The organism is Micromonospora sp. NBRC 110038 (genome assembly GCF_020884815.1).
GTDB classification, from domain to species: domain Bacteria; phylum Actinomycetota; class Actinomycetes; order Mycobacteriales; family Micromonosporaceae; genus Micromonospora; species Micromonospora haikouensis.
In genome coordinates, this window is the sequence record NZ_BBOL01000001.1 from 834,203 (window position 1) to 860,531 (window position 26,329).

At 74.2% G+C, this 26,329-nt stretch carries 23 protein-coding genes and 2 CRISPR repeat arrays; of the genes, 15 read left to right on the plus strand and 8 right to left on the minus strand.

Going from position 1 to position 26,329, the window contains the following annotated elements; translation table 11 throughout:
• The first annotated feature begins 245 nt into the window (after positions 1-245).
• The 4 genes from pcaF (at position 246) to LPU61_RS03535 (ending at position 5,242) form a co-directional block, all read left to right on the plus strand.
• Positions 246-1,451, plus strand: coding sequence for a 3-oxoadipyl-CoA thiolase (pcaF, locus tag LPU61_RS03520; RefSeq protein ID WP_043962388.1), 1,206 nt, complete (start codon positions 246-248; stop codon positions 1,449-1,451).
• Positions 1,452-1,631: 180 nt separating this feature from the next.
• The gene (locus LPU61_RS03525) at positions 1,632-2,444 is read left to right on the plus strand and encodes an SAM-dependent methyltransferase (RefSeq protein ID WP_043964169.1); all 813 of its coding nucleotides are present in this window, start codon (positions 1,632-1,634) and stop codon (positions 2,442-2,444) included.
• A 105-nt stretch (positions 2,445-2,549) separates the two neighbouring features.
• Positions 2,550-4,745 (plus strand): bifunctional diguanylate cyclase/phosphodiesterase, encoded by a 2,196-nt coding sequence (locus LPU61_RS03530; RefSeq protein WP_229404557.1) that lies wholly within the window; start codon positions 2,550-2,552, stop codon positions 4,743-4,745.
• Positions 4,742-5,242, plus strand: a complete 501-nt coding sequence (locus LPU61_RS03535; protein WP_043962389.1) for a DUF456 domain-containing protein — start codon at positions 4,742-4,744, stop codon at positions 5,240-5,242. Before LPU61_RS03530 ends, LPU61_RS03535 begins: the two co-directional genes overlap by 4 nt.
• Positions 5,243-6,028: 786 nt before the next feature.
• Positions 6,029-6,361: direct repeats of the CRISPR family, unit length 28 nt; unit sequence CTGCTCCCCGCGCACGCGGGGGTGATCC.
• 128 nt (positions 6,362-6,489) lie between these two features.
• A CRISPR array of direct repeats spans positions 6,490-6,763; the repeat unit is 29 nt; unit sequence GGGATCACCCCCGCGTGCGCGGGGAGCAG.
• A gap of 144 nt (positions 6,764-6,907) precedes the next feature.
• Here the strand turns inward: LPU61_RS03535 and LPU61_RS03540 are convergent.
• Positions 6,908-7,096: a DUF397 domain-containing protein gene (locus LPU61_RS03540; protein WP_043962390.1), complete on the minus strand. Its 189-nt coding sequence runs from the start codon at positions 7,094-7,096 to the stop codon at positions 6,908-6,910.
• Positions 7,083-7,892: a helix-turn-helix transcriptional regulator gene (locus LPU61_RS03545; protein ID WP_229404558.1), complete on the minus strand. Its 810-nt coding sequence runs from the start codon at positions 7,890-7,892 to the stop codon at positions 7,083-7,085. Before LPU61_RS03545 ends, LPU61_RS03540 begins: the two co-directional genes overlap by 14 nt.
• 264 nt (positions 7,893-8,156) lie before the next feature.
• Here LPU61_RS03545 and LPU61_RS03550 point away from each other — a divergent pair, with 264 nt between their 5' ends.
• The 9 genes from LPU61_RS03550 to LPU61_RS03590 all read left to right on the plus strand — a co-directional run bounded on the left by LPU61_RS03550 (position 8,157) and on the right by LPU61_RS03590 (position 18,756).
• Positions 8,157-8,387, plus strand: coding sequence for a hypothetical protein (locus LPU61_RS03550; RefSeq protein WP_144420198.1), 231 nt, complete (start codon positions 8,157-8,159; stop codon positions 8,385-8,387).
• Positions 8,384-8,656: a hypothetical protein gene (locus LPU61_RS03555; protein ID WP_043962393.1), complete on the plus strand. Its 273-nt coding sequence runs from the start codon at positions 8,384-8,386 to the stop codon at positions 8,654-8,656. Before LPU61_RS03550 ends, LPU61_RS03555 begins: the two co-directional genes overlap by 4 nt.
• A complete protein-coding gene (locus LPU61_RS03560; RefSeq protein WP_043962394.1) occupies positions 8,649-8,933 on the plus strand; it encodes a hypothetical protein in 285 nt (94 codons plus the stop codon). The genes LPU61_RS03555 and LPU61_RS03560 overlap by 8 nt, the downstream gene beginning before the upstream one ends.
• A 67-nt stretch (positions 8,934-9,000) precedes the next feature.
• A complete protein-coding gene (locus tag LPU61_RS03565) occupies positions 9,001-10,593 on the plus strand; it encodes an amino acid permease (protein ID WP_043962395.1) in 1,593 nt (530 codons plus the stop codon).
• A gap of 23 nt (positions 10,594-10,616) precedes the next feature.
• Positions 10,617-11,981, plus strand: a complete 1,365-nt coding sequence (locus LPU61_RS03570) for a glutamine synthetase family protein (protein WP_229404112.1) — start codon at positions 10,617-10,619, stop codon at positions 11,979-11,981.
• A 135-nt stretch (positions 11,982-12,116) separates the two neighbouring features.
• Positions 12,117-13,463 carry an aldehyde dehydrogenase gene (locus tag LPU61_RS03575; protein ID WP_043962398.1) on the plus strand — a complete coding sequence of 449 codons (1,347 nt, stop codon included), beginning with the start codon at positions 12,117-12,119 and terminating at the stop codon, positions 13,461-13,463.
• 1 nt (position 13,464) lies between these two features.
• Complete coding sequence (locus LPU61_RS03580) at positions 13,465-14,232, plus strand: 3-oxoacyl-ACP reductase (RefSeq protein ID WP_043962399.1); 768 nt, start codon at positions 13,465-13,467, stop codon at positions 14,230-14,232.
• A gap of 93 nt (positions 14,233-14,325) precedes the next feature.
• The gene (locus LPU61_RS03585) at positions 14,326-14,874 is read left to right on the plus strand and encodes a pyridoxamine 5'-phosphate oxidase family protein (RefSeq protein WP_091277450.1); all 549 of its coding nucleotides are present in this window, start codon (positions 14,326-14,328) and stop codon (positions 14,872-14,874) included.
• A 150-nt stretch (positions 14,875-15,024) separates the two neighbouring features.
• The gene (locus LPU61_RS03590; protein WP_229404113.1) at positions 15,025-18,756 is read left to right on the plus strand and encodes a SpoIIE family protein phosphatase; all 3,732 of its coding nucleotides are present in this window, start codon (positions 15,025-15,027) and stop codon (positions 18,754-18,756) included.
• 75 nt (positions 18,757-18,831) lie between these two features.
• Here LPU61_RS03590 and LPU61_RS03595 read toward each other — a convergent pair whose 3' ends face one another.
• The gene (locus tag LPU61_RS03595) at positions 18,832-19,146 is read right to left on the minus strand and encodes an STAS domain-containing protein (protein WP_229404115.1); all 315 of its coding nucleotides are present in this window, start codon (positions 19,144-19,146) and stop codon (positions 18,832-18,834) included.
• A 128-nt stretch (positions 19,147-19,274) separates the two neighbouring features.
• On the opposite strand from LPU61_RS03595, the gene map reads away from it, so the two are divergent.
• Complete coding sequence (map, locus tag LPU61_RS03600; protein ID WP_043962402.1) at positions 19,275-20,132, plus strand: type I methionyl aminopeptidase; 858 nt, start codon at positions 19,275-19,277, stop codon at positions 20,130-20,132.
• Positions 20,129-20,842: a VIT1/CCC1 transporter family protein gene (locus tag LPU61_RS03605; RefSeq protein WP_043962403.1), complete on the plus strand. Its 714-nt coding sequence runs from the start codon at positions 20,129-20,131 to the stop codon at positions 20,840-20,842. Before map ends, LPU61_RS03605 begins: the two co-directional genes overlap by 4 nt.
• A gap of 13 nt (positions 20,843-20,855) precedes the next feature.
• Here LPU61_RS03605 and LPU61_RS03610 read toward each other — a convergent pair whose 3' ends face one another.
• The 5 genes from LPU61_RS03610 to LPU61_RS03630 form a co-directional block, all read right to left on the minus strand.
• A complete protein-coding gene (locus LPU61_RS03610) occupies positions 20,856-21,566 on the minus strand; it encodes a nucleotidyltransferase domain-containing protein (RefSeq protein WP_229404117.1) in 711 nt (236 codons plus the stop codon).
• 64 nt (positions 21,567-21,630) lie between these two features.
• Positions 21,631-22,095, minus strand: a complete 465-nt coding sequence (locus tag LPU61_RS03615) for a nitroreductase/quinone reductase family protein (RefSeq protein WP_043962405.1) — start codon at positions 22,093-22,095, stop codon at positions 21,631-21,633.
• Positions 22,096-22,122: 27 nt separating this feature from the next.
• The gene (locus LPU61_RS03620) at positions 22,123-24,855 is read right to left on the minus strand and encodes an FtsX-like permease family protein (protein WP_229404118.1); all 2,733 of its coding nucleotides are present in this window, start codon (positions 24,853-24,855) and stop codon (positions 22,123-22,125) included.
• Positions 24,852-25,724, minus strand: coding sequence for an ABC transporter ATP-binding protein (locus LPU61_RS03625; RefSeq protein WP_082106234.1), 873 nt, complete (start codon positions 25,722-25,724; stop codon positions 24,852-24,854). Before LPU61_RS03625 ends, LPU61_RS03620 begins: the two co-directional genes overlap by 4 nt.
• Positions 25,721-26,314: a PadR family transcriptional regulator gene (locus tag LPU61_RS03630; protein ID WP_043962407.1), complete on the minus strand. Its 594-nt coding sequence runs from the start codon at positions 26,312-26,314 to the stop codon at positions 25,721-25,723. Before LPU61_RS03630 ends, LPU61_RS03625 begins: the two co-directional genes overlap by 4 nt.
• Positions 26,315-26,329 lie beyond the last annotated feature (15 nt).

The following is a 26,329-nucleotide window of genomic DNA, read 5'->3' on the forward strand; positions in this document are numbered from 1 at the left end:
TGCCGTCGGAGGTCGACGTACAGGCGGACGGTGAGGTCCCAGACGTTGGTCATCGCCCGCCGACGATACGCCCACCCGCTCGCCGGGTGGAAGGACCGCCCTGCGTGAGGCTCCTTACACAGTCAACCGTCGATGCGGCGGGCGGGGCGGCGGGGGAGGGTCGCGGCGCGGATATCCTGGGGCCGCCCGCCGCGACCCGGCGGGCCCGTTGAGTGTCGGCCTTCCCACCCCGAAGGACTACGTCGATGACCGTGGCATATCTCGTGGCCGGTGTCCGCACCCCCATCGGCCGGTACGCCGGCGCGCTCGCCGGGGTGCGCCCCGACGACCTCGCCGCGCACGTGATCCGGGAGCTGGTGGCCCGCCACCCGTCGGTGGACTGGGCCCGCGTCGACGACGTGGTCCTCGGCTGCGCCAACCAGGCCGGCGAGGACAACCGCAACGTCGCCCGGATGGCGGCGCTGCTGGCCGGGCTGCCCGGCGAGGTGCCCGGCAGCACCGTCAACCGGCTCTGCGGCTCCGGCCTGGACGCCCTGGCCACCGCCGCCCGGCAGGTCGTGGCCGGCGAGGCGGAGCTGGTCGTGGCCGGCGGCGTGGAGAGCATGAGCCGCGCGCCGTTCGTCATGCCGAAGGCCACCGCCGCGTTCTCCCGCGCCGCCGAGGTGTACGACACCACGATCGGCTGGCGGCTGGTCAACCCGCTGATGGAGCGGGGCTGGGGCATCGACTCGATGCCGGAGACGGCGGAGAACGTGGCCGCCGAATTCGGCGTGGACCGCGCCGCGCAGGACGCGTTCGCGTACCGGTCGCAGCAGCGGGCCGCGAAGGCGCAGGCCGACGGCCGGTTCGCCGAGGAGATCGTGCCGGTGACCGTGCCGGCGGGCCGGCGCGAGACGAAGCTGGTCGACGTGGACGAGCACCCCCGGGAGACGACGCTTCCGAAGCTCGCCGCGCTGCCCACCCCGTTCCGCGACGGCGGAACGGTGACCGCCGGCAACTCCTCCGGGGTCAACGACGGCGCGGTGGCGTTGCTGGTGGCCGGCGAGGCGGCGGTGGCCCGGTACGGTCTCACCCCGCTGGCCCGTGTCACCGGGGCGGCGGCGGCCGGCGTGCCGCCAAGGATCATGGGGATCGGGCCGGTGCCGGCGACCCGTAGGCTGCTCGACCGGCTCGGCGTCGGCCTCGACGCCGTCGATGTGATCGAGCTGAACGAGGCGTTCGCCGCCCAGTCGGTGGCGGTGCTGCGCGAGTGGGGCCTGCCCGAGGACGCCGAGCACGTCAACCCCAACGGTGGGGCGATCGCCCTGGGCCACCCGCTGGGGGCCAGCGGGGCCCGGCTGGCCCTGACCGCCGCCCTGGAGCTGCGCCGCCGCGACGCCCGTCGGGCGCTGGCGACGATGTGCGTCGGGGTGGGGCAGGGCATCGCGCTGATGCTGGAGTCAGCCGGCTGACCGGCCGCCCGGCCACGGCCCGGTCGGGAAACAGACCTCGCGAATGGTGGAACCTGCGGCTTAGAGTGTGGAACACCACAGACCTGCGGGTCTGCCGGTCGGCGTGCCCGGCGTCCCCGTGCCGTGTCCGACGACCGGCACGGCCTGTGGCGCGGCGACCACTGGCGGGAGCGACACAGGATGACGGACGGACTTCCCACCGAGATCGACCTGAGTCGACCGAGCGCGGCCCGGGTCTACGACTACTTCCTCGGCGGCGCGCACAACTTCGAGATCGACCGGCAGTTGGCCGAGCAGATCGCGAGCATGACGCCGAACCTGGCCGCGACCATGCGGGCGGGCCGGGAGTTCCTGCGCCGGGCGGTCCGGGCGCTGCTGGACGCCGGCATCGACCAGTTCCTCGACATCGGCTCGGGAATTCCCACCGTCGGCAACGTCCACGAGGTGGCGCAGGCGGCGAACCCGAAGGCCCGGGTGGTCTACGTCGACATCGACCCGGTGGCGGTGGCGCACAGCCGGGAGCTGCTGGCCGGCAACGACCTGACCGGGGTGATCCACGCCGACCTGCGGCAGCCCGAGGCGATCCTCGCCGCGAGCCGGGCCATGGGCCTGCTCGACCTCGACCGCCCGGTCGGCATCCTGCTCGCCGGGGTGGTCCACTTCGTACCGGACGCCGACCGTCCCGCCGACCTCCTCGCCACCCTGCGGGCGGCAGCCGCCCCGGGCAGCTTCCTGGTCGTCTCGCACTCCACGTTCGAGGACCAGCCGCAGGAGATGCTGGACGCCCAGCGGCTCTCGGCGCGCACCGCCACCGAGATCACGCTGCGCTCCCGCGCCGAGATCACCGGCTTCTTCGGCGACTGGACGATCCTGGAGCCGGGCGTGGTGCACATGCCGCTCTGGCGTCCCGACTCGCCGTCCGACGTGGACGCACACCCCGAGCGGTTCGGCGCGTTCGGCGGCGTCGCCCGGTACGACCAGCCCGCCGGCTAGGCCGTCGTGACAGCCGTGCCGGAACCCGGCGGTGACGCCACAGCCCTGCCGGAGCCCGGAGGCGACGCGACAGCCGGGCCGGCAACCGGCGGTGACGCCACCGCCCTGCCGGCAACCGGCGGCGGGGGCTTCAGCCGGGCCGGCGCCCAGTCGTACGCCGCCGCGTGGGCCCGCGCGGCCCGCCGGCTCGGCTTCGTGCCGCTCAGCGCGGCCGAGGCCGAGCGGCTGCTCCTCGACCACACGGAGCAACTGGCCGGGGCGCTGCTGGCCGAGGCGTTCACCGCCCGGCCGGCCGAGAGCGTCGGCCGGGCGCTGGTCGAGGCGCACCTGGCCGAGCCGGGCCTGCTCGACTGGTCGGTCGCGGCGCTCGGGGACCGGTTCGTCGCCCAGGTGCTGCCCGACCGGGCGGGCCGCCCCGGCACGGCCCAGCGGGTCGCCGCCCTCCAGGGTGGGCTCGCCGCCGGGTTCGCCCGGGCGCTGCGCGACCGCACCTTCACCCAGCAGGAACGCATCGCCCGCAGCGCCTGGCAGGCCCGGGACCTCGTCGAGCAGGCGCTGCGCGACAGCGAGGCGCGGTTCCGGGCCGTCTTCGTCGGGGCGGCCATCGGCATCGGCATCGCCGGGGTCGACGGGCAGATCATCGAGGTGAACCAGGCGTTCGCCGACATGCTGGGCTACAGCGTCGGCGAGCTGCGCCGCACGAACGTGGCGTCGTTGTTCCACCCCGACGACGCCGCCGGCATGTGGGAGCTCTACCAGGCGCTCATCGAGGGCAAGCACGACGCGGCCCGGGTGGAGAAGCGCTACTACCGCAAGGACGGCAGCATCGTCTGGACGGACCTGGCCGTCTCGCTGATCCGGCACGACGACGGCCGGCCGCGCTTCACCGTGGCGATGATCGAGGACATCACCGAGCGGTACGAGCTGCAACAGCGGCTGCGCTTCCAGGCGCTGCACGACCCGCTGACCGGCCTGCCCAACCGTACGCTGTTCTTCGAGACCCTCGGCCAGGTCCTCGCCGACGCGGGCCCCGACCACCGGATCGGGGTCTGCTTCCTCGACCTCGACGGCTTCAAGGCGGTCAACGACAGCCTCGGGCACGACCTCGGCGACCGGCTGCTGGTGGTGATCGCCCGGCGGCTGGCCGAGTGCGTCTCCGGGCACGGGCACCTCGTCGCCCGGATGGGCGGCGACGAGTTCGTCATCCTCGTCGACGGCGGCGAGGACATCGACGACGCGGTGGGCGTCGCCGAGATGGCCCTCGCCGCGGTCTCCGCCCCCGTGCACGTCGGCGACCAGCAGCTGGCCGTCTCCGCCAGCATCGGCATCGTCGAGTGCCCGGCCGGTGAGACCAGCGCGTCGGAGCTGATGAAGGCCGCCGACACCACCCTCTACTGGGCGAAGGCCGAGGGCCGGGGCCGGTGGGCCGTCTACGACCCCGAGCGCAGCGCCCGCGACATCGCCCGCTCCGCGCTGGTCGCCGGCCTGCCCGCCGCGCTGGACCGGGGCGAGTTCGTGGTCCACTACCAGCCGATCGTGTCGCTGCTCGACTCGTCGATGGTGGCCGTGGAGGCGCTGGTCCGCTGGCAACACCCGGAGCTGGGCCTGGTCGGGCCGGACCAGTTCATCGGGCTGGCCGAGGAGACCGGGCTGATCGTCCGCCTCGGCGAGTGGGTGCTCGGGCAGGCGTGCCGCGACGCCGAGGCGTGGCGTCGCGCGTTCCCCGAGGCGAAGCTGGTGGTCAGCGTCAACCTGGCCGCCCGGCAGGCCAACGACCCGGCCATCGTCGAGACGGTGGCGGGCGCGCTGGGCCGCACGGGCCTCCCGGCCGCGCTGCTCCAGCTCGAACTGACCGAGAGCGCCGTGATGGGCACCGCCGGTGAGCCGCTGCGCGCGCTGCACCAGCTCGCCGACCTGGGCGTACGGCTGGCGATCGACGACTTCGGCACGGGATACTCGAACCTTGCGTACCTGCGGCGGATGCCCATCCACTGCCTCAAGCTGGCGGGGCCGTTCGTGGAGGGCATCCGGCCCGGCGACGCGGGCCTGGCCACGGACGCTGCCGCCTCCGTCTCCGCTGCTTCCACCGACCACCGCGACGAGCGGATCGTGGACGCGCTGGTGCGGCTGGCGCACGCGCTGGAGCTGTGGGTGACCGCCGAGGCGGTGGAGACGGAGGCGCAGGCGGAACGGCTGCGGTCGCTGCGCTGCGACACCGGGCAGGGGCGCTGGTTCGGCCCGCCCGTGCCGGCGGCCGAGATCACCGCTCGGCTGCGCGACGATGCGGAGGGGGCACCGTGAGTCTCACCGATTCGCAGGCGGTGGTGTCGATCGTGGCCGCGCTGGCCATCCTGGCCGGGCTCGCCGGGGTGATCGTGCCGGGCCTGCCCGCCCTGCCGCTGTGCTGGGGCGGGGTGCTGGTCTGGGCGATCTTCGGCACCGCCGGGGCGGGCCGCTGGCTGGTGCTGGCCGCCGCCACGGTCGTCGCCGTCGGCGGTGCCGTCGTCAAGTACCTGTGGCCGGGCCGCAACCTGAAGAATGCCGGCGTGCCGACGTCGTCGCTGCTGGCCGGCGGGGTGCTGGGGCTGGTCGGCTTCTTCGTGATCCCGGTCGTCGGCCTGGTCGTCGGCTTCGTCGGCGGGATCTGGGGAGCCGAGCGGCTGCGGCTGGGCAGCAACCAGCTCGCCTGGCCGTCGACGGTGCACGCGCTCAAGGCCGCCGGCCTGTCGATGCTGGTGGAGTTTCTCGCCGGGCTGGTGATCGCCGCGCTCTGGGTGGGTGGCCTGATCCTCGCGTGAACGTCGGGTGTGGCCGGTGCGGCGGCGCGGGGCGGTGCGCCGCGTGTGAGAGAGAGGTGAACGCCCCGCGCCGCCGCGGCCGGGCGTTGCCGAGCGCCCGGTGGGGCCCGTCCGGATCGGGCCTGGTCACAGGCTCAAGGATGCGCGTGACGGCCCGCTCGGGGCAAGGCGATTACTTGGGTACGGGGGTGGGGCGAGCTCGTTGCGGTGCGTCGTGGTGGGGTGTGTTCGTTGCGGTGCGTCGTGGTGGGGGTTCGCCGGGGCCCGCCCGCTCCGGGCGGTCAGGCTTGATCCCTGCGCGGGCGGGCCCCGGCGAACCCCTGACGTGCTTGCGGTCCGTACGAGCACTCTCTGGCGGCGGGCTTGGCAGCCGGGGAGCAAGATCGTGCTCGATCAGGGAAAGAGTCCCCATACTGCCGGTGGGAAGCCACACTTTCGTGGATCGAGCACGATCTTGCGAGCTTGCCCCGCCCAAGGGCGGCTTCGGGATGCCGTCCGACGCCGGAACTGCGAGATCTTGGAAGAAGGTGGCCCCTCTGAGGGCCCAAATCTTCCAAGATCTATGTGGACCTCGCTTGTCGGCAGCGACGCGATCCGTCTCTGGTGGCGGCGATCCTGCTGCCTACTGTCTGAGGGCGGGTGCTGTGCTTCTCCCAGACATCGACATGCCCGTTAGGCTGTCTTCGCTCTACTTGCCTCAGAAGTCGACTCTCGCAGGAGGCGATCTTGTGGTGCAAAGTGAAGGAAAACGAGGTAGTTGATCTTTAGCGCCCCAGGTCAGGAAGCCTGCTCCCCGCGCACGCGGGGGTGATCCCGCGGCGGCCCGCCGCCCGGCCCACCGGGGCCACTGCTCCCCGCGCACGCGGGGGTGATCCCGGCACCGGCAAGGCCGCCCAGGCCGCGAAGAACTGCTCCCCGCGCACGCGGGGGTGATCCCCGCAGCTACCACGCGCTGAACCGGGCGGTGGACTGCTCCCCGCGCACGCGGGGGTGATCCCGGACGCGGCGCCATGGTGGCAACCGCCCAGTGCTGCTCCCCGCGCACGCGGGGGTGATCCGGTCACTTCCCTCACGCCGTTGGCGACGGACACCTGCTCCCCGCGCACGCGGGGGTTAATCTTCCAGCGGCCCGCCTGGCTGGTCTAGCCAGTTGTTCCTGCGTGGGTGCTAGATGACATGGACTCTTGCGGATTACCTCGGCGGCGCAGGGAGTAGCCGGTGGAGCGGTGCGCGGCTGCCGTGGCGCTCGAATCACCACCGCCTGCGCGCGGAGCGGGGCCAAATGCAGCCCTGCCCAGCCGGCCGGTCGGGATCACCCCCGCGTGCGCGGGGAGCAGCTGGGCATCACCGTCTACGACGCCCAGGGCCAGGGATCACCCCCGCGTGCGCGGGGAGCAGCGCCGCCGCCGCCGCCAACTCCTCCGGGGTGGCGGGATCACCCCCGCGTGCGCGGGGAGCAGGCCATCCCACCGGACACCGACGCGTCGCTGTTGGGATCACCCCCGCGTGCGCGGGGAGCAGGCTTGCTGACCTGGGGCGCTAAAGATCAACTACCTCGTTTTCCTTCACTTTGCACCACAAGATCGCCTCCTGGCTGCGACCGTTCGGCGGCGCACGCGAGGCTGCGCTGTCAGCGGGCGGCCTCGCGCGCGGGCCAGGGCGAGGCTAGGGGTGCTTGGTGTGCTCGACGAACGCGCGCCAGGTTTGCGGGGAGAAGGCGAGCACTGGACCCGACGGGTCCTTGCTGTCGCGGACGGCGACCACACCGGTCAGGTTGTCGGCCACCTCAACGCATTCGCCGCCAGCGGTGTTGCTTCGGGTGGACTTCTTCCAGTTTGCGCTACTGAGGTCCATGTTGGCTCTCTACTTCCTTCACCAGGGCACCCGAGAGGTTGCGCGGAAGGGCGAGTCCCCGAACGCCCTCCCACCTTGTCAGAAGGGTAGCCACTCCTTCGTCCCCGTTGACCACTGAGCCGCCAAGCTGATTGTCGATATGTCCCACCCAGCTACCGTCTGCCAATCTTGCCAACGCGAGCGGACCGGACAGCCCGACATGCAAGCCAGCATCGGCGGGGATGACGTGGATGTGGACGTGGGGGAGGTCGGCCATTCGCAGCAGGTGGGCGAGTTGTTCGGCCATGATGGCGTCGGTGCGGCGTAGGGCTGCCTCGTCGATCACGGCAATCACTTGGGGCGGGTGTTCGCGTACCAGGATCTCCTGTCGCTCCAGGCGGGCCGCGACCTGCCGCTCGACTTCCGCCTCGGGCTTGGTGTCGTCGAAGCGCAGCACGGCGCGGGCGTAGTTCTCGGTCTGGAGCAAGCCGGGGACGAGCGTGGGGTTGAAGTATCGGAGCTGCGTGGCGTTGCGCTCGGCCTCCAGCCAGGGGCGGAACCACGAGGGCTGGCCGTCCCGTTCGGCCATTCGCAGCAGGGACTCGAACAGGCCGCCCGTGTCGAGCACCTCGTCCATTCGCTTGACGTACGCCTTGTCGAGCGGCCGGGTGCCGGTCTCCACGGCCGAGATCGTCGAGGCGGAGTAGTTCGCACGTCGGCCGAGTTCCTTCTGGTTGAGGCCGGCGGCTGTCCGGATGCGACGGAGTTGCGTGCGTATCAGATCGGCGGTCTGTTCGCTTCCATGCCTTCTCCAGATCTTCGTCGTGATCGCCAGGCGTCGCCCGGTCCTGCCGGGCGTCGTCGAGGGCTGCCGAGCGCGGCGAGGTGATTCCAGACGTGCACCGGGACCAGGCGCGATGGCTTCTCAGCGTAGTTCCGCGATCAGCAGACTGTCACCCGGCGGGCCGGTGTGCAGGGTGTTGCCCGCCCGGTCTTCGAGTCAGGGAGGGCGCATGCGCAGGCATCGTGGCGGGCGGCACTCGGGGTGTCCACAGTGAATCCGCTGGTCATGGTGGGTGACGTGTTGACGCTTCAGCCGTGTGACTACTGCATCGGGCAGGTGGTGCTGCGGCTGAAGGTCACCTACGTGCCCCGGTACGCGAACTTCCTGGCGTCGCGGTGGGTGCGGCTGGAGGGGCTGGAGCTGCGCCCCGACGGCACGCCGGGCCGGGAGCGCGTCGTCATGGTCCGGGTGCAGGCGATCCGCGACTCCCCGCCGGTCCGCCCGGGGCCGGAGGTGCGGGGGCGGTGACGGGCCAGCACCCACCGAGGTACGCGGGCGGTCCCTGCTTCACCTGCGGCAGGCCGTGGCCGTGCTTCGAGCGGCAGGTGGCGAGCCTCGTCGAGTTCGCCGGCATGGGGGACCTGCTCGTGGCGTACATGGGTGACTGGTATCGGCTCGGGGTCGAGGAGCGCAGGCGGCGCGGCCTGCCGTTCGACCCGGAGCTGGAGGCGCGGCACCTCGGGTGGCTCGACATGGTCCTGCCGGCGCGGGGCGAGCAGCGGGGCGGCGATGGCTGAGACGACGTCGAGGAAGCCGGCCTGCGGGGACCTGCTGCACGTCACGCGGGCCGCCAGTGTGCAGTTCGTCCGGCCGATCTTCTTCCGGGTGATCCGCGTCCACGAGGACTGGCACACCTACCACGGGTGGCTGTGGCTGGACGGCTACGAGGTGGACGCGCGGGGCGACGCCGTGGCCCGCCGCTCGATCTACGTGCAGCCGGCGGGGCTGCGCCGGTTGGCCGGCGTCCCGCGCCCGGCGGCGGCACGCCCCGGGCGGCAGGCCGTGGCGTATTGACCATCGTGATCGGCGGGACGAGACTCGGGCGCACGCGTTTCCGGCAATCCTCGCCAGGAGGTGTGCAGTGGCCACGACGCCCGCGCCGACCGCCGAACAGCCGATGGACGACGACGCCCGCCGGCTCGCCGAACTCGGTTACCAGCAGGAGTTGCGCCGCAAGTGGAGCGGCTTCTCCAACTTCGCGATCTCGTTCTCGATCATCTCGATCCTGGCCGGCTGCTTCACCACGTTCGGCCAGGCGTGGAACAACGGCGGGCCGGTCGCCATCTCCTGGGGCTGGCCGCTGATCTCGCTGTTCATCCTGGTCATCGGCTTCTGCCTGGCCGAGCTGGTGTCGGCGTACCCGACGGCGGGCGGCATCTACTGGTGGGCGGCGAAGATGGGCCGGCCGGTGCACGGCTGGTTCACCGGCTGGCTCAACCTGATCGGCCTGGTGGCGGTCACCGCGTCGGTCGACTACGGCTGCGCCACGTTCCTCAATCTCACCCTGTCGGCGCTGTTCGACGGCTGGGCGGGGACGCTGCGGCAGGCGTTCGTGCTGTTCGTGATCATCCTGGCGCTGCACGGGCTGATCAACATCTTCGGGCACCGGATCATCGACGTACTCCAGAACGTCTCGGTGTGGTGGCACGTGGCCGGCGCGGCGGCGGTGGTCGCCATCCTGGTGTTCGTCCCGGAGGAGCACCAGAGCTTCCAGTTCGTCTTCACCGAGCGGTTCGACAACTCCGGCTTCGGTGACGGCGGCACCGGTGGGTGGACCTTCTGGTTCTACGTGCTGCCGCTGGGCTTCCTGCTCACCCAGTACACGATCACCGGCTTCGACGCCTGCGCGCACGTGTCGGAGGAGACCCGGGGCGCGTCGAAGGCCGCCGCGCAGGGGCTGTGGCGGTCGATCTTCTATTCGGCGGTGGGCGGCTGGATCCTGCTGCTCGCGTTCCTGTTCGCCGCCACCGACGTGGACGCGATCAACGCGGCCGGCGGCTTCTCCGGCGCGATCTTCGAAACGGCGCTCACCCCGTTCTTCTTCAAGACCGTCATCATCGTCTCCACCATCGGGCAGTTCTTCTGCGGCATGAGCTGTGTGACGTCGATGTCGCGGATGGCGTACGCGTTCAGCCGGGACCGGGCGGTGCCGGGCTGGCGGCTCTGGTCGAAGGTGGACCGCAACGGCACCCCGGTCAACGCGATCGTCGGCGCGACCGTGGCCGGGCTGGTGCTCACCCTGCCGGCGCTCTACGAGAGCCCGTCGGGCATCCCGGTGGCCTTCTACGCGGTGGTCTCGGTCGCGGTGATCGGGCTCTACCTCTCCTTCGTCATCCCGATCGTGCTGCGGCTGCGGATGGGCGACCGGTTCACCCCCGGCCCGTGGACGCTCGGCCGCCGCTACAAGGTGCTCGGCTGGGTCGCGGTGGTCGAGATCGCGATCATCTCGGTCTACTTCGTGCTGCCGATCGTGCCCGCCGGGGTGCCCGGCCACGCCGACTTCAGCTGGTCGGCGGTCAACTACGCGCCGCTCGCCGTGGGCGGGGTGCTGCTCGTCGTCGCCGTCTGGTGGTACGCCTCGGCGCGCAAGTGGTTCACCGGCCCCCGCCGTACGGTCGAGGGGTTTGCCGACGGCTCCGGCGCGGGCATTGACGGTGATCCGGTCAGGCAGTAGACCTTGGTGATGGAGGCCCGCGCATGAGCAGAGCACCGCTGTCCCTCGAAGAGTTACGGGCGGCGGTCGCCGCCGGCAAGCTCGACACCGTGGTGCTGGCCCTGGTCGACATGCAGGGCCGGTTGCAGGGAAAGCGGTTCCACGCGCCGTTCTTCCTCGACCAGGTGGTGGAGAACGGCAGCGAGGGGTGCAACTACCTGCTCGCCGTCGACGTCGACATGAACACCGTCGACGGCTACGCGATGTCGAGCTGGGAGCGCGGGTACGGCGACTTCGCCATGGTGCCCGACCTGGAGACGCTGCGCCGGGTGCCGTGGCAGCCGGGGACGGCGATGCTCCTGGCCGACCTGGCGTGGCTGGACGGGTCGGGCCCGGTGGACGCCTCGCCCCGGCAGATCCTGCGCCGTCAGCTCGACCGGCTCGCCGCGCACGGCCTGACCGCGTACGCGGGCACGGAGCTGGAGTTCGTCCTCTACCGCGACTCGTACGAGGACGCCTGGCGGCGCGGCTACCGCGAGCTGACCCCGGCAAACCAGTACAACATCGACTATTCTCTGCTCGGCACCTCCCGGGTGGAGCCGCTGCTGCGGCGCATCCGCACCGAGATGGCCGGCGCGGGCCTGACCCCGGAGAGCGCGAAGGGCGAGTGCAACCTCGGCCAGCACGAGATCGCCTTCCGCTACGACGAGGCGGTGGCCTGCGCCGACCACCACGTGATCTACAAGAACGGGGCGAAGGAGATCGCCGCCCAGGAGGGCATGTCGATCACCTTCATGGCCAAGCCGAACGCGCGGGAGGGCAACTCCTGCCACATCCACTTCTCGCTGCGCGACGCCGACGGGCGCTCGGCGATGCTCGGCGACGGGCCCGCGCACCTGAGCGTCACCGGGCAGCGGGTGCTGGCCGGGCTGCTCGACACGATGCGCGAGTTCAGCCTGCTGTTCGCCCCGAACGTCAACTCCTACAAGCGCTACCAGCCGGGGTCGTTCGCCCCGACGGCGCTGCGCTGGGGCACCGACAACCGCACCTGCGCGCTGCGGCTGGTCGGCCACGGCCAGGGGATGCGGGTGGAGAACCGGGTGCCGGGGGCGGACGTCAACCCGTACCTGGCGATCGCCGCCCTGGTGGCGGGGGCGGTGCACGGCATCGAGCGGGAGCTGGAGCTGGGCGAGGAGTGCACCGGCAACGCGTACGACGATCCGGCCGCGGAGCGGGTCCCCGGCACCCTGCGCGACGCGCTGGGCCTGTGGGAGTCCTCGACGATCGCCCGCGCGGTCTTCGGCGACGAGGTCCACGCCCACTACGCCAACATGGCGCGCGTGGAGCTGCGCGCCTTCGACGCCGCGGTGACGGACTGGGAACTCCAACGCGGCTTCGAGCGCCTCTGACCCCCGCCCGCTCTCCCTCCCGCGATCTTGCAGTTGGGGCCCCTGGTATGGGAGCTTGGCGGCATTTGCGGGGGCCGAAACTGCAAGATCGCAGGAGCTGGAGAGGGAGGGGGCAGGGTGGGGGACGTGACGCGGGTGGTCGATCCCGCCAGCGCAACGGTGCTGGGGGAGGTCGTCGCTGCGGGGGAGCGCGAGGTCGATGCCGCCATCGCGCGGGCCGCCGCCGCGTTTCCGCGCTGGCGGGGGATGCCGCCGGGGGAGCGGGCGCGCCTGCTGCGGCGGTTCGCCGCCCTGGTCGACGCGCACCTGGAGGAGCTGGCGCTGCTGGAGGTGCGCAACTCCGGGCACACCATCGGCAACGCCCGCTGGGAGGCCGGCAACGTCCGCGACGTCCTCGACTACTACGCGGGCGCGCCGGAGCGGCTGACCGGGCGGCAGATCCCCGTGCCCGGCGGGCTGGACGTCACCTTCCACGAGCCGCTGGGCGTGGTCGGGGTGATCGTGCCGTGGAACTTCCCGATGCCCATCGCCGCCTGGGGGTTCGCCCCGGCGCTCGCCGCCGGCAACACGGTGGTGCTCAAGCCGGCCGAGCTGACCCCGCTGACCGCGCTGCGCCTGGCCGAGCTGGGCCGCGAGGCCGGCCTGCCCGAGGACGTGTTCACCGTGCTGCCGGGCCGAGGCGACGTGGTCGGCGAGCGGTTCGTCACCCATCCGGCCGTACGCAAGGTCTGCTTCACCGGGTCCACCGAGGTAGGCACCCGGATCATGGCCGGCTGCGCCGCCCAGGTGAAGCGGGTGACCCTGGAACTGGGCGGCAAGAGCGCGAACGTCGTCTTCGCCGACGCCGACCTGGAGCGGGCGGCGGCCACCGCGCCGTACGCCGTCTTCGACAACGCCGGCCAGGACTGCTGCGCCCGCTCGCGGATCCTGGTGCAGCGCCCCGCGTACGACCGGTTCCTGGAGCTGCTGGAGCCGGCCGTGCGGGCGCTGCGGGTGGAGGACCCGGCGCGGGAGACGGCCGAGATGGGCCCGCTGATCTCCGCCGCCCAGCGGGACCGGGTCGCCGGGTACGTCGACGGGGCGCGGGTGGCGTTCACCGGCTCCCGCCCCGACGGCCCCGGCTTCTGGTACGCCCCGACGGTGCTGCTCGCCGACTCCCCGGCCGACCGGCACTGGCGGGAGGAGATCTTCGGCCCGGTCGTGTCGGTGCTCCCCTTCGACGACGAGGCGGACGCGGTCCGGCTGGCCAACGACACCGAGTACGGCCTGTCCGGCTCGATCTGGACCCGGGACGTGGGCCGGGCCCTGCGGATGGCGCGGGCGGTCGAGGCGGGCAACCTCAGCGTCAACTCGCACTCCTCCGTGCGGTACTGGACCCCGTTCGGCGGGATGAAGCGTTCCGGGCTGGGCCGCGAGCTGGGCCCGGACGCGCTGCACGCCTTCACCGACGTCAAGAACGTGTTCATCAGCACGGAGGAGTGAGATGCAGGGACGGCTTCAGGACCGGGTCGCGGTGGTGACCGGTGCGGGCAGCGGGATCGGGCTGGCCACGGCGCGGCGGTTCGCCGCCGAGGGGGCGCGGGTGGTCTGCGTCGACGTCGACGCGGCGGCGGGCGAGCGGGCCGCGCAGGAGGTGGGCGGCGAGTTCGTCGCCTGCGACGTGGCCGACGAGGCGGCCGTGCGGGAGCTGTTCGACGGGGTGGCGCAGCGGCACGGCCGGGTGGACGTGGCGTTCAACAACGCGGGCATCTCCCCGCCCGACGACGACTCGATCCTGGAGACCGGGCTCGACGCCTGGGAGCGGGTGCTGCGGGTCAACACGACGAGCGTCTACCTGTGCTGCAAGTACGCCATCCCGCACATGCGCCGGCAGGGCAAGGGCTCGATCATCAACACGGCGTCGTTCGTGGCGCTGATGGGGGCGGCCACCTCGCAGATCGCGTACACGGCGAGCAAGGGTGGGGTGCTGGCGATGACCCGGGAGTTGGGCGTGCAGTTCGCCCGGGAGGGCATCCGGGTCAACGCGCTGTGCCCCGGGCCGATCGCCACCCCGCTGCTGATGGAGCTGTTCGCCGCCGACCCGGAGCGGGCCGCCCGCCGCCTCGTGCACGTGCCGATGGGCCGGTTCGGCCAGCCGGAGGAGATCGCCGCGGCGGTGGCGTTCCTGGCCAGCGACGACTCCTCGTTCATGACGGCGGCGCAGTTCGTGGTCGACGGCGGGATCACCGGCGCGTACGTCACCCCGCTGTGAGGCGCGGCGGGGCCGGCACGCGTCCCGGCCCCGCCGTCCCGTCATGCGGGAAGTGCTGTCCCACTTTTCGGTAGGCGGTGCCAGGATGGCGACATGAAGGTTCACGAGGCCATCGACGGGCGGCTGCGCGAGTTCATCGAGGAGCAGCCGGTCTTCTTCGTCGCCACCGCGCCCTCCGGGGCCGACGGGCACGTCAACGTCTCGCCGAAGGGCATGCGCGGCACCTTCGTCATCCTCGGCCCGCACCAGGTGGCGTGGATCGACTTCCACGGCAGCGGCGCGGAGACGATCGCCCACCTGCGGCAGAACGGCCGCATCACGCTGATGTTCTGCGCCTTCGCCGGGCCGCCGAACATCGTCCGGCTGCACGGCCGGGGCACGGCGGTGACGGTGGAGGACGCCGGCTTCGCCGAGCGGCTCGCCGACTTCCCCGACCCGCCGGACCTGCACTCCGCCCGCGCGGTGATCACCGTCGACGTCGACCGGGTCAGCGACTCCTGCGGGTACGCCGTCCCCCTGATGCGGTACGAGGGCGACCGGGACCTGCTGATCCGCGCGCACTCCCGCCGCACCGCCGAGGACCTGGTGACCTACCGGGCCACGAAGAACGCCGCGAGCATCGACGGCCTGTCGGTCTTCTGACCCCCGGCGGCGTCCCGTGCGGATGAGACGCGGGTAACCAGCGCATCACGGCGGGGATGCGTTACGTTGCTGGTCCGTCTGGGTACAAGGCGGGGCACGGCGGCGGCGATCATGCGGTCGCCGGGGGTGACGGCCGGCGCGGGAGGATGCATGAGCTCGGCCCAGGGGGGCGAGGACGGGCAGCATCCGTCCGTCGGGACCGTCGCGGAGACGTTCCCGCCGCTGCTCACGGCCGCGTGCGCCGCCGGCGGCGAGATGGGCGAACGCCTGCTCCGCTTCGACTGGGCGGCCAGCCCGCTCGGCGCCCCGTCCGGCTGGCCGCCGGCGCTGTGCCACGCGGTCGCCATGATGCTCTCCTCCCGGGCGCAGATCGTCATGTTCTGGGGCCCCGAGCACCGCGCCTTCTACAACGACGCCTACCTGCCCACCATCGGCGACAAGCATCCCCACGCCATCGGCCAGCCCGCCAACGAGCACTGGCGGGAGACCTGGGACGTGCTCGGGCCCCTGCTGGACTCGGTGCACAAGACCGGCGAGCCGTACCGGGGCGAGAACCACCCCTTCGTGCTGCACCGGCACGGCTTCCTGGAGGACGTCTACTTCGACATCTCGTACGACCCGATCCGCGCCGCCGACGGCGGCATCGACGGCGTCCTCTGCCTCGTGAACGAGACCACCGGGCGGGTGCTCGGCGAGCGCCGGCTGCGCGCCCTGGCCGAGCTGGGCTCCGACCTGGCCGAGGCGGAGAACGTCGCGGCCCTGGGCCGGGCCGCCGCCGGGGTGCTCGACCGGCACCGGGCGGACGTGCCGTTCGCCCTGCTCTACCTGCGCGACGACGCCGGGCAGCTCACCCTCGCCGGGCGCAGCGGCACCGGGCTGCCCGCCCCCGCCGGGCGCGGCGGCGCCGACGACGCCGACGGGGCGGTCGCGCCGCTGCCGCTCGGCGAGGCGGCCACCGCGACGGTGAGCCGGGTCGCCGACGGCGGGTCCGCCACCACCATCGACGTGGCCGACCTGCTGCCGCATCTCGACGCCGGCGCCGCCGCGCAGGCGCTGGTGCTGCCGGTCACCGCGACCCACGAGCCGGTGGGGGCGCTCGTCGTGGGCGTCTCCGCCCGGCTGCCGTTCACCGACGAGTACCGCACCTTCTTCGACCTGATCGCCGCCCAGCTCTCCCGCGCCGTCGGCCGGCAGCGGGCCTACGAGCAGGAGCGGGACCGGGCCGCCGAACTGGCCGCGCTCGACCGCGCCAAGACGAACTTCTTCGCCAACGTCAGCCACGAGTTCCGCACCCCGCTGACCCTCGTGCTGGGCCCGCTGGAGGAACTGCTCGCCGACCCGACGCTGCCCGATCCCCACCTCGACCGGCTCACCATGATGCACCGCAACGCGCTGCGCCTGCTCAAGCTGGTCAATACCGTGCTCGACTTCTCCCGCCTGGAGTCCGGCCGGCTGGCCGCCCACTACCAGCCCACCGACCTCGCCGACTACACCGCCCGGCTGGCCAGCACCTTCCGCTCGGCCACCGAACGCGCCGGCCTGCGACTGGTCGTCGACTGCCCGCCGCTGCCCGCGCCGGTGTACGTCGACCGGGACATGTGGGAGAAGATCGTGCTCAACCTCGTCGCCAACGCGGTGAAGTTCACCTTCGACGGCGAGGTGCGGGTCCGCGTCCGGGCGGTGGACGGCGCGGCCCGGCTGGAGGTCGCCGACACGGGCGTCGGCATCGCGCCCGAAGAGTTGCCGCACGTCTTCGAGCGGTTCCACCGGGTGCCCGGCGTCCGTTCCCGCACCCACGAGGGCACCGGGATCGGGCTGGCGCTGGTCCGCGAGCTGGTGGAGATGCACGGCGGCCGGGCCGAGGCCACCAGCGTCGCCGACCGGGGCAGCACGTTCACCGTGACCGTGCCGTTCGGCTCCGCCCACCTGCCCGCCGACCGGGTCGCGGCCGACGCGCCGGCCGCGCCGCCGGAGCTGGGGCAGGCCCGGCTCTTCGCGGCCGAGACCGCGCTGTGGACCGGCGCGCCGGGTCGGCCCGGAGCCGGGGAGGCGGCCGGGTCGACCGGCGGCGAGCGGGCCGCGGCGGGCCGCATCCTGCTCGCCGACGACAACGCCGACCTGCGCGAACACGTCACCCGGCTGCTGCGCCCGTCGTGGGAGGTGGTGGCCGTGCCGGACGGCGTCGAGGCGCTGCGCCGGGCCGTGGAGGCACCCTTCGACCTGGTGCTCACCGATGTGATGATGCCCCGGCTCGACGGCTTCGGCCTGGTGACCGCGCTGCGCGCCGACCCGCGTACCCGGCACGTGCCCATCGTGCTGCTGTCGGCCCGGGCCGGTTCGGCGGAGGCCGTCGCCGGCCTCGCCGTCGGCGCGGACGACTACCTGACCAAACCCTTCTCCGGCGAGGAGCTGATCGCCCGGGTCCGGGCCAACGTCGAGCTGGGCCAGCTCCGGGGGCAGATCATCCGGCGGCTGCGGGCCCTGGCCGACGCCGCCGTCGCGGTGAACACCGCCCGCACCACCGCCGAGGTGCTCCAGGTGGCCGCCCGGCACGCGCTCGGCCTCGCCGAGGCCGCCCGGGTGGTGGTCACCTCCAGCGGGGCCCGCTACGAGGCCGACGGCGGCGGGACGGCCGCCGTCGAACCGTCCGTCGTGCTGCCGCTGACCGGCAGCGCCGGGGAGACGCTGGGCGAGCTGCGGGTCTGGGGCCACGCCGAGGACGCCGCCGACCCCGGCCACGCCGCGCTGACCCAGCTCGCCCGGCTGGTCGGCGTGCGGCTGGAGAACGCCCAGCTCTACGAGGCCGAGCACCGCGTCGCCACCACCCTCCAGCACAGCCTGCTGCCCCGGTCGCTGCCCCGGCTGCCCGGCGCGGTGGTGGCCAGCCGCTACCTGCCCGGCAGCGCCGACGTCGAGGTCGGCGGCGACTGGTACGACGTGATCCGGCTCGACGACGACGAGCTTGTCCTGGTCATCGGCGACGTCGTCGGCAAGGGCGTGCGGGCCGCCGCCTCGATGGGCCAGCTCCGCAACGCGCTTCGGGCGTACGTGCTGGAGGGCTACGACCCCGGCGAGTCGCTGACCCGGCTCAACCGGCTGGTGGGCTCGGCGGAGCAGCCGTCGTTCGCGACCGTGGTCTGCCTCTGGTTCTCGCCCCGCACCGGCCGGCTCCGCTACGCCAGCGCCGGGCACCCGTCCCCCCTGCTGATCCGAGGAGACGACGTGGCGTTCCTGCACGACCGCGCGCTCGGGCCGCCGGTCGGCGCGATCCCCGGCGCGTCGTACCGGACCGTGGACGACGCGCTGGCCCCCGGGGCCCGGCTGCTGCTCTACACCGACGGGCTGATCGAGGACCGGCAGCTCGGCCTCGACGCGGCCCTCGCGCAACTGCGCGCCGACGCGGCCGGCGGCGAGCACGTCGCCGACCTGGTCGACGCGGTCGTGGAGCGGGTCGCCGCGCGTCCGCTGCGCGACGACGTGGCGGTGCTCGCGCTGGAGGCGACCGAACCGAACCGGTTCGCGCTGCGGCTGCCCGCCGACCCGACCCGGCTGAGCGTGCTGCGTCGGCGGCTGGAGGACTTCCTCACCGCCCACCGGGTCGGCGAGAACGACCTGTTCGACCTCACCGTCGCGGTCTCCGAGGCCGCCGCGAACGCCATCGAGCACCCGGTCTGCCCGGCCGAGCCGACCATCGGCGTGGAGGTGACCATCACCGACGGCACGGTGGTGGCGACGGTCCGGGACAGCGGGCAGTGGCGGGAGTCGACCGGCGCGGGTTTCCGCGGGCGCGGACTGGCGCTGATCAGGGCCCTCGGCGACCTGACGGTCAGCCGTACCGCCGAGGGGACGCAGGTGACGCTGCGCCGGCGGCTGCGGAACTGAGCGCGCCCGGCGGGCCTCGGCCGTGCTGGCCGGGCCGGGGCGCGGCTCGCCGGGGCTCAGCTCGCCGGACGGGGTTCAGGCGGGGGCGACCCAGTCCTGACCGGCCAGGCCGGAGATCTCCAGCACCCGGCGGACCTGCCGCGACGGCAGCACGGTGAGCGCGTCCGGGAAGCGCTGGGCGAGCCGGACCACGGCGTGGATCGCCGCCGAGTCGAAGAACGTGACCTCCCGCAGGTCGAGGGTCACCCGACCGGCCGGCTCGCGTAGCGCGGCCTGGAGCATCGTGTCGGCGGTGGCCATGTCCACCTCGCCGACGACCACCACGCGGACGTGGTCGCCGTCGGTCTCCGTGCGGGCGGAGAAGACGGGAGCGGCACCCCCTTGATCCACGCAGAACACGATGGCACAGCGGAGGTGGCTCGGCAACAACCGGTCGGCCGAGGCCACGGGTCGGGCCGCCGCCACCGCCGGGCACCCGGCCGCGCCGCCCGCCGCCCGGCCGGCGATAGGCTTGCGCCATGACCGTCCGTGCGCCGCTGACCCCCGGCACGCTCACCCCGACGCGACCGGTGCCGCCCCACATCGTCCGACCGGAGTACGTGGGCAAGAAGCAGCCCCGGCAGTGGACCGGCTCTCACGTGCAGACCCCGGAGACCATCGAGCGGATGCGGGTCGCCGGCCGGCTCGCCGCCCAGGCCACGCAGCTCGCCGGCGAGCACTGCAAGCCGGGGGTGACCACCGACGAGATCGACCGCGTGGTGCACGAGTTCCTCTGCGACCACGGGGCCTACCCGTCGACGCTGGGCTACAAGGGCTTCCCGAAGTCCTGCTGCACCAGCCTCAACGAGGTGATCTGCCACGGCATCCCCGACTCCACCGTGCTGTGCGACGGCGACATCGTCAACGTCGACGTGACCGCGTACATCGGCGGGGTGCACGGCGACACCGACGCCACCTTCTGCGTCGGCGAGGTCGACGAGGAGGCCCGGCTGCTGGTCGAGCGGACCCACGAGGCGATGATGCGGGGGATCAAGGCGGTCGCCCCGGGCCGGCAGATCAACGTGATCGGCCGGGTCATCGAGTCGTACGCCAAGCGGTTCGGCTACGGGGTGGTCCGCGACTTCACCGGCCACGGCATCGGGGAGGCCTTCCACAGCGGCCTCTACGTGCCGCACTACGACAGCCCCCGACCGACCGACGTGATGGAACCGGGCATGACGTTCACCATCGAGCCGATGATCACCCTCGGCACCCACCAGTACGACATGTGGGACGACGGCTGGACGGTCGTCACGAAGGACCGGAAGTGGACCGCCCAGTTCGAGCACACGATCCTCGTCACCGAGGACGGCCACGAGATCCTGACCCTGCCGTGAGCGACACCCCGGCGGCGCTGCGCGAGGCGCACCACGCGGACGTGTCCGGCGGCTGGCTGCGGCCGGCCGTGTTCGGCGCGATGGACGGCCTGGTCACCAACATCGCCCTGATCGCGGGCGTCGGCGGCGGCGGGGTGTCGCCGCACAGCATCGTGCTCACCGGCGTCGCCGGCCTCGTCGCCGGCGCGATCTCGATGGGCCTCGGCGAGTACACGAGCGTCCGGTCGGCCAACGAGCAGGTCGCCGCCGAGGTCGCCAAGGAACGCCGCGAGCTGGAGCGGCACCCGGAGGCGGAGGCCCGCGAGCTGGCCGACGCGTGGGTGGCCCGGGGGCTGTCCCGCGACCTCGCCACGCAGGTCGCCGAGGCGGTGCGGGCCAACCCGGAGGAGGCGCTGCGGGTGCACGTCCGGGAGGAGCTGGGCGTCGACCCGGACGACCAGCCCAGCCCGTGGGCGGCGGCGATCTCGTCGTTCCTGTTCTTCTCGGTCGGCGCGCTGATCCCGCTGCTGACCTACCTGCTCGGCGCCACCAGCCTGTGGCTCGCGCTGGCCGTCGGCGGGGTCGGGCTCTTCGCGGCCGGGGCGATCGTGGCCCGGTTCACCAACCGCGCCTGGTGGAGCAGCGGCCTGCGGCAGCTCCTCCTCGGCGCGGCGGCGGCCGCCGCGACGTACCTGGTCGGCACGCTCATCGGCATCCAGGGCGGCCTGTAGGCAGGCGCGCCGGTCAGCCGGCGAGGAGGTCGTCGACGGTGCCGTCCACGGGGCGGCCCCGGGCGGCCAGCTCCTCGGCCTGCCGGGCCAGCACCGCGCCGACCTCGGTCATGTCCGCCCCGGCCAGGCCGGTGCGGCGCACCGCGTCGCCCGGGTCCCGGAAGTAGGTGCGGCCGAGCAGCCCGTTGACCGTGGCCGCCGCGAGCCGGGCCTCGCCGAGCATCAGCAGTGCCTGGTCCGTCTCGTACCACCCGGCGAGCCGGGCGGCCCGGGCGTGCGCGGCGCAGCCCCTGTACCACGCCTGCCGGGCGGCGCCGGTGAACTCCGCCGGCCGGGCCCGGGCGAGCGTGGCCAGGTGCTCGTCGCGCAGGGCCGGCAACCATCCGGTCGGGTCGTGCAGCGCCCGGGTGGTGACGTACCGGTCGGCGACCAGCGGCCACAGCGCCGTGATCGACCGGGCCCGCTCCAGGTGGTCGTCGGCGGCCGTGACGGTCAGGTCGACCAGCACCCCGTCCACCCGACGGGTCGCCGGTCGCGGCCCCGTGCCGGGCCGGTAGGTGGCGATCAGCAGCCCGACCTCGCTGTCCCCGCCGCCGTCGTCGTCGCCGTGGGCCAGCGGGCCGTGCACCGCCACGGCCAGGACGTCGGCCGGGAAGCGCCGCCGGGCCGCCGCGGCGACCCGCTCCGCCACCGACCACCGGGGGTCGTCCTGGTAAGGCTCCACGCGGCTCCACCCTAGTCAACCGGCGGCGGGACCGCCCGGTCCGCCGCGCCCGGTGCCGGCCCGGTCAGCGGGGCACCAGGCGGAAGACCCGGATCTCCCGCCCGCCGGCCCGCTCGACGTACGTCTCGTACGCTGGCCACTCGGTGGTCAGCAGCCTCCAGAGCCGGTCGCGTTCCGCGCCGGTGGCCACCTCGGCCCGCACCGCCAGTCGTCGCCCCCGCACGTCGACCTCGGCGGTCGGGTCGGCGAGCAGGTTCAGCGCCCAGGCGGGCTGGTGCTGCTGCCCCCAGTTGGAGCCGACCACCACGAAGGCGTCGCCGTCCGGCACGTACAGCAGGGGGTTGCTGCGCGGCAGGCCCGAGCGGCGGCCGGTGGTGGTGATGACCAGCGAGGGGACCAGGCCCAGCGCGACCACCCGCCCCCGGGTGAGCCGGCCGACCGCCCGGTCGACGGGGACGAGCAGCCGGATCGTGGCGCCGAACCAGCGGTGATGGCCGAGGCGGCGGGTCAGGGTACCGATAGCGGACACGCGGCCAGTGTGCCGCCTGGGCGGCAGTCAGTCGAGGCGGCGCTCGACGGCCAGCCGGGAGCGGGTGAACAGGGCCGCGCCGGCCATCGCCACCAGCGGCACCACCACCAGCACGCCCAGCGTGAGCCACGGGACCACGATCGGGTACGGCTCCTGCACCGGCCAGGCCGTGGCGATCCGGCGGTTCAGGGCGACCAGGATGATCACCGCCGTGCCCAGCCCGACCACGATGCCCAGCGCCGAGCCGAGCACGGCGATCACCCCGGCCTGGCACAGCGAGAGCACCCGCCGCATCCGGGGGCTGGCGCCCACGGCACCGAGGGTGGACAGGTCCGCCCGCCCCTCGGCGGCGGCGAGGCCGGTGGCGACCGCCGCCGCGCCCACCGTGATCAGGCCGGAGCCGACGGCCAGCACCAGCAGCAGCGACCGCTCGTCGCTGCCCCACGTCCCCCGCTCGACGATCACGTCGAGCCGGCCGAGCCGGCGCAGCTCGACGTCGAGGCGGTCCTGCTGGGCGGAGGTCGGGGCGGCGGCGGTGGCCACCGCGTACCCGATCTGGCGGGTGTCGAGCCCGAGCCGGGCGGCGGCGGCGCGGGACACCGTGAGCTGGTCCACCCCGACGCCGCCGCGCAGCGCGTACCCGGGGACGGTGGCGGTCCCGATCACCGCGGGTTCCGGGGCGTCCCCCACCCGGGTCGCCGTGAGGGTGAGCCGGCCGGCGAGCAGGTACCGCTCGTCGGTGACGACCGCGCCGCCGGCCGCCAGCACCCGCCGCGCGGCGGCCACCTCCTCGGGGCCGGCCCCGGTCAGCGCCGCCAGCGCGTCGCCGTCGTCGACCGAGACGGGCACGGAGTAGCCCGAGGGGTATCCGCCCTCCACCCACCCGCTGCAGCGCGGGTCGCTGCGGGCGCGGGCCCGCACGGCCGCGTCGCGCAACTGCTCCACCTGGTACGGGCAGGCCCGCCCGGCCGGCAGTTCCACCCGGACGTCGCACCACTCGCCGTCGCCGAACGGGGCAGGGCAGGCCGGCGCGTCGACCCGGGCCACCGTGCTGCCCGGCAGCGTCGCGGCGACCACCTCGGCGACCCGGGGCACCGGCGGCAGCGCCGTCCCGTCGCCGGGGCCGATGACCATGGCGTGCCCGTACGGCATGGCCGGCAGGTAGCTGGCGTCGGTGCGGGCGCTGTCGCTGGCCACGTAGACGCCGAGGGCGACGCTGCCGGCGACCGCGGCCATCACCGCCGAGATCGCCGGCGCGGCCGAGGAACGGTTGCGGCTGGCGTCGCGCAGCGCGATCCGGGGCGCGAGCGGCAACCACCGGCCGGCCCGGGCGAGCACCCCGACCAGCGTCGGGGTGACGAAGACCAGCCCGAGCTCGCCCAGGACCACCCCGGCGAAGAGCACGACCGTGACACCCCGGGTGGCACCGAGGGCGGCCACCGCCACGCCGACGACGGCCAGCAGCGCCCCGATCAGCGGCCAGCGCCGCCGGTGCTCCGGCGCGGTGCGCCGCCCGGCCAGCCCGGCCACCACGTCCTGCCGCGCGGCGGTCCAGGCCGGCGCCAGGGCCGCGAGCACCCCGGCCAGCACCGCGACGACGGCGATCGCCGCCAGCGCGGCCGGGAAGACGCGGTACGCCCCGAAGCGCGCGCCGAAGACGTACTCCTCGATGAGCGGCCGGGCCGCGAACGCGCCGGCGACACCCAGCGCCAGCCCGGCGGCGGCCCCCGCGCAGCCCAGCACCACCCCGTCAGCCAGCACGATGCGGCGCAGGTGCGCGGCGTCGCCGCCGGCCACCGCGACCAGGGCGAGGTCGCGGCGGCGACGCCGCACGCCGACGGCGAACGCCGGCCCCACGAGCAGCACCACCTCGAGCAGGCCGAGGCCGGCCACCAGCAGCGTGGTGCCGGTGTCCTCGGCGCTGAGCGCGACGCCCGCGGTCGCGGGCTCCGCCGTGGGGTGCGGCGCCGGGGTGCGGGCGACCACCACGATCCCGCGCGCGTTGAGTCGCTCGGTCAGCCCGGGACCGGCGTCGGCCGGCAGGTCGACGAGCCAGCTCGACTCGCCGCGCGGGTCGCCCGGTCGGTCCGTGGGGGGCAGCGCAACCGTGGGTCGCAGGTTGTCGGGGAACTCCACCACCCCGACCACGGTCCGCTCGGCCGACCCGTCGGCCGGGGCGATCCGGTCGCCGAGCGCCGCGCCCAGCCGGCGCAGCGCCGCGCGGTTGAGCCCGACCTCGTCGGCCCCGGTCGGGGCGCGGCCGGCGAGCACCCGGCCCTGCCCCCGCAGCACCGGGTCGGTCAGGTTAAGCAGCCGCCCGTCGACCGTCTCGCGCCGGCCCCCGGCGCGGGCCTCGAACGGCACCCACCAGCGGACCTCGGCGACGCGGCTCCCGGCCGGCAGCAGGGCGGTCAGCTCGTCGGCGGTGACCGGACGCGTCCGCCCCGGCACGCCGTCGCGCTGGTAGGTGGTGTCGCCCCAGGCGTCCTGCGCCACCGGGCCCTCGGCGACCCAGCGCAGCTCCGCGTCGGCGGCCCCGAGCCGCCGGTCGATCCGCTCGGCCCGGCTCAGTTCGGCCATGTCGTAGCTGACGGCGGAGAGGGCCAGCCCCAGCACCGGCAGGGTGATCATCGCGAGCACCAGCGCGGTCCGGCCACGGGCCCGGCGCGCCTCCCGCCGGGCGATGCGCAGCGCGGCCCGCCACGAGCGCAGCGCCGCCAGCAACCGCCGTACGCGGGCGGGGTGGCGCTCGCTGTTCACCGACCGCTGCCGGCCAGCAGCTGCTCGACGCCGCCCAGCGGGGCCGTCGAGTCCACCATCACCCCGTCGCGCAGGAACACCACCCGGTCGGCCCAGCCCGCGTGCCGGGCCTCGTGGGTGACCAGGACGGCGGCGGCCCCCGCGTCGACCCGGCGGCGCAGCAGGCGCAGCACCGCCTCGCCGGTCTGCGAGTCCAGCGCGCCGGTCGGCTCGTCGGCCAGCACGAGCCGCCGCTCGCCGACGAGGGCCCGGGCGATGGCCACCCGCTGCTGCTGCCCGCCGGAGAGCTGGTCGGGGAAGCGGTCGCCCAGCTCGGCGAGGCCCACCTCGGCGAGCGCCGCCCGGGCCGCCCGCCGCCCGTGGCGCACGCCGACGCCGTCGAGTTCGAGGGGGAGCGCGACGTTCTCGGCGGCGGTGAGGCTGCCCAGCAGGTTCAGGTTCTGGAAGATGTAGCCGATCCGCCGGCGGCGCAGCCGGGCCAGCGCGCGGGGATCCAGCGCGCCGAGCGCCTGCCCCTCGACGCGGATCTCGCCCGCGGTCGGGCCGTCCAGGCCGCCGGCGAGGGCGAGCAGGGTGGACTTGCCGGAGCCGGAGGGGCCCATCACCGCGACCAGCTCGCCGGGGGCGACGGTGAGGCTCACCCCGCGCAGGGCGTGCACGGCGGCGTCGCCGCTGCCGTGGGTGCGGTGCACGTCGCGGACGTCGAGCACGGCCGTGGTCGCCGGCCCGTGCGGGTCGTCGCCGGGGCGGGCGGCCGTGCCGGGGCCGGCCCGGTCGACGGGCCTGCCTTGGTCCGCCGGGCCGCCGGGGCCGTGGTGCGGGTCGGGCGGGTCGGGGCGGGTCGTCGGCGCGCCGCCCGTCCCGCTCATCGCCGCGCCTCCTCGCCGTCCCGGTCCGCCTCCGCCGGCCGCCCCGGACCGGCGCGCCCGCCGGGCCCGGGGGCGGGCCGGTGCCGGACCAGGCTCGTCTCGCAGTGGTCCAGCCAGCGGATCTCCGCCTCGGCCTGGAACACCATCGCGTCCAGCACCAGCCGCCAGGGCAGGTCCTCGGGACGGTCGCTGGCGTACTTCAACCGGGTGAACTCCTGCAACGCCCGCATGGTCGCGGTGCGCTGGGTCTGCACCACCGCCCGCACGTCGACCCCCGGGGTGGTCAGGGCCAGGGCGAGCTTGATCGCCAGCTCGTCGCGGGGGCGGTCGGTGCGGCTGATCGGGGTCGCGAACCACAGCGCCAGGTCCGCCCGCCCGGCGTCGGTGATCTCGTACGGCCGCTGTCCCGCCTCGCTCTCCGGCAGCGGCCGGACCAGCCCGTCCCGCTCCAGCCGGGAGAGGGTGGTGTAGACCTGCCCGATGTTCAGCGGCCAGGTCGAGCCCGTCGACTCCTCGAACGCGGCCCGGAGCTGGTAGCCGTACATCTGGCCGCGTTCGAGGAGCGCGAGCAGGCCGTGACGGATGGACATGGCTCCGAAGTATGC

Bases quoted from the DNA above. Each gene is read 5' to 3' on its own strand.
- pcaF (WP_043962388.1), top strand. From the start codon at position 246: ATGACCGTGGCATATCTCGTGGCCGGTGTCCGCACCCCCATCGGCCGG.
- LPU61_RS03525 (WP_043964169.1), top strand. From the start codon at position 1,632: ATGACGGACGGACTTCCCACCGAGATCGACCTGAGTCGACCGAGCGCG.
- LPU61_RS03540 (WP_043962390.1), bottom strand. From the start codon at position 7,096: ATGGACCTCAGTAGCGCAAACTGGAAGAAGTCCACCCGAAGCAACACC.
- LPU61_RS03560 (WP_043962394.1), top strand. From the start codon at position 8,649: ATGGCTGAGACGACGTCGAGGAAGCCGGCCTGCGGGGACCTGCTGCAC.
- LPU61_RS03570 (WP_229404112.1), top strand. From the start codon at position 10,617: ATGAGCAGAGCACCGCTGTCCCTCGAAGAGTTACGGGCGGCGGTCGCC.
- LPU61_RS03580 (WP_043962399.1), top strand. From the start codon at position 13,465: ATGCAGGGACGGCTTCAGGACCGGGTCGCGGTGGTGACCGGTGCGGGC.
- LPU61_RS03585 (WP_091277450.1), top strand. From the start codon at position 14,326: ATGAAGGTTCACGAGGCCATCGACGGGCGGCTGCGCGAGTTCATCGAG.
- LPU61_RS03590 (WP_229404113.1), top strand. From the start codon at position 15,025: ATGAGCTCGGCCCAGGGGGGCGAGGACGGGCAGCATCCGTCCGTCGGG.
- map (WP_043962402.1), top strand. From the start codon at position 19,275: ATGACCGTCCGTGCGCCGCTGACCCCCGGCACGCTCACCCCGACGCGA.
- LPU61_RS03625 (WP_082106234.1), bottom strand. From the start codon at position 25,724: ATGAGCGGGACGGGCGGCGCGCCGACGACCCGCCCCGACCCGCCCGAC.
- LPU61_RS03630 (WP_043962407.1), bottom strand. From the start codon at position 26,314: ATGTCCATCCGTCACGGCCTGCTCGCGCTCCTCGAACGCGGCCAGATG.